Here is a 2,250-nt window from a genome sequence, read left to right as displayed (position 1 = left end):
TTCGCTTCGGGGCGGCACCTGGATGATGGGCGGGCTGACCTGGATCTCGTCGGTGGGCAACAGCACGTCGTCGCCGTCGCGCTGTTCCCAGGCGTAGACCCGCACCTGACCATAGACCGGCATCGCGTCCGGGTTGCGCAGCGTGATGCCGCTGGCGCCCTGTTGCGGCGCCATGTCGACCATGACCGGGGAAATCTGCAGCGTGGCCGCGCCCGCCGGACCCGTCGGGCCCAGCAGGACCGCCACCGCCGCCAGCACTGCAAGCATGGCTGTACGCACGGTGGCGGCTCCTCAGAAATAGACGGTGGCGGTGACGGTGGAGCTGTAGGTATCGGGCGCCGGCGTGGCCTGGGCCGGCACCGAGCCGTTGACGGTCAGCGTCTGCGCGGCCCCGGTACCCGTGCCGCTCACGCGCGCCGCCACGGTGGCGTCGCCCCAGACGGTGCTCAGGTCGGCCTTGTACAGTTGGTAGGCCACGGACGCCGTCGTGTTGACCGTGCCGAACATATGCCGGCTGGCCTCGGTATTGCCCGTGCCAGTGCCCGCGTTCAAGCCGACGGTATACGGCGTGGTGTTGGTGCACGTGACAGTCAGCGTCGAGGTGGATGTCACCGCCGTGCTCAGCACGCCCTGGGGGCCGAATGCCAGGTTGTTGGCGGCGATGGTGCAGTTGGCCTGGATGACGATGGTGACGTTGAAGTTCGCCGTGCTCTGTCCCGCGGCCAGGTTCGACGCGCACACCAGGGAGCTGAGCAAAGAAAATGTGGCCGAGCGATAGATCAGGCGTTTCATGAGCGCTACTCCACGAAATACTGCTGAATCAACCTACCCGCAATTGATGCATGTCATGTCAATTTTGAAATTTGACGAAACATACAGCTATTTTCCATTCTCTCTGGCTTTCTTCAAGACATTTTCGATATTTTCCCGCTATTTTTCTGTCTTCCCCTTCGAAGTAGCACCAATGTTCGGCAATAAAACTTGTTGTAATTCAGGGAATTAGCTGCCTTTTCGAAAAAGGGGACAAAATTCATACACAAAATGCCGCCTTGATTCGGCATTTTTCAGCGACTTTATGTACGAATTTTTTCGATTATTGGCAGCATTAATTAGGGCGAGGACCGAACGTGACCGAAGGGTCTCAAAAATCCTCTCACTCGCCGCATTGCGCGGCTAGCCGGTGTGCGACCGCTGTCGCCCCCGCCGTGTGCGGGTTCAGAATGTGATGGTGGCCGTGACGGTATCGCTATAGCTGCCCGGCCTGGGCGTGGTCTGCGCCGGCACCCGGCCATATACCGTATGGTTCTGCACCGTGCCCGACCCCAGACCGGTCTTGGGCGAGCCGCCGCTCGCATCGCCCCAGACGATGGCGTAGTTCGACCCCTGGTACAGCTGGTAGCTGACCGTGTCGGCGGCGGTCGAGTGCTTCATTTTGCGCGCCAGCACGTTGCCGCCCACCGTCCCGCCATTGAGCGCCAGCGAATACGCGTTGTTGTTGGTGCATTGCACGCTGATCTGGCTGCTGCCAGGCACCGGGGCCGTCAACACCCCCTGGGCCGGAAACACCAGATTGGTGGCGGAAATGGTGCAGTTCTTCTGCACCAGCGCCTTGACCGTCAGCGGGATACTCAAGGTCGTGTCCGGACTGCTCAATGGGCAATTCGTGAATGCGCCGAAAAACAGCAGCCCGGTTTCCACGTCGACCCTGGCGCTGACGCCGCCGTAGGTCTCGAGGTACTGCGTATCGACATTGCCCACCGTCGACACCGAGGTCTGCCCGCCCGGCAGCTTGGCATAAATGGGCACCATTATCGAACCATTGCCCAGGACATTGAGCACCTGGGAGGTGGGCGGCGAAGTCGTCGCATCGCCCCAGACGGTCGTATACCCGGCGTCTGTATACAGGTTGTAGTTCATCCGGTAGACGCCGTTGCCCATCGCGCGCGCCGCGATCGACGGACTGGTGTTGCCGATCTCCAGGCTGATGCATATCCGCGTCGTAAAATACAGCCCTGAACAGTTCACATCGATCAAGCCGCCATTGTTGTAGGTATCGGCGGGCAGCAGGGGATTGACGGCGCCGAAATCGATAGTGGTCGAACTGCCCGACAAATTGCAGTTCGCCTGGGCTTGCGCCGCGCCCGCCCAGGCCCAGGAAAACACAATCGCGATCAACAGGATGGCTCGTCTCATTGCTTGTGCTCCTCCAAAGGCTGGCAGACGAACGGGCCCAGCGTGGGCAATTGCCGG

3 protein-coding genes are annotated in these 2,250 nt (G+C 61.0%); all 3 read right to left on the bottom strand.

Annotated features, from left to right (window positions below):
- Nucleotides 1-279: fimbria/pilus periplasmic chaperone (locus ACEU5R_RS31860; protein ID WP_392413895.1), on the bottom strand; the 279-nt coding region annotated here is incomplete at its 3' end.
- Nucleotides 280-291: 12 nt separating this feature from the next.
- Complete coding sequence (locus ACEU5R_RS31855) at nt 292-792, bottom strand: spore coat protein U domain-containing protein (RefSeq protein ID WP_103272091.1); 501 nt, start codon at nt 790-792, stop codon at nt 292-294.
- Nucleotides 793-1,215: 423 nt separating this feature from the next.
- Complete coding sequence (locus tag ACEU5R_RS31850) at nt 1,216-2,193, bottom strand: spore coat protein U domain-containing protein (protein WP_392413892.1); 978 nt, start codon at nt 2,191-2,193, stop codon at nt 1,216-1,218.
- Nucleotides 2,194-2,250 lie beyond the last annotated feature (57 nt).

Origin of the sequence: Achromobacter sp. 413638 (assembly GCF_043119405.1) — a bacterium.
Taxonomy (GTDB): domain Bacteria; phylum Pseudomonadota; class Gammaproteobacteria; order Burkholderiales; family Burkholderiaceae_B; genus Achromobacter.
This window is presented reverse-complemented; position numbering and strand designations above follow the sequence as displayed.

Excerpts from the sequence above, each read along its gene's own strand:
- ACEU5R_RS31855 (WP_103272091.1), bottom strand. The coding sequence starts at position 792 with ATGAAACGCCTGATCTATCGCTCGGCCACATTTTCTTTGCTCAGCTCC.
- ACEU5R_RS31850 (WP_392413892.1), bottom strand. The coding sequence starts at position 2,193 with ATGAGACGAGCCATCCTGTTGATCGCGATTGTGTTTTCCTGGGCCTGG.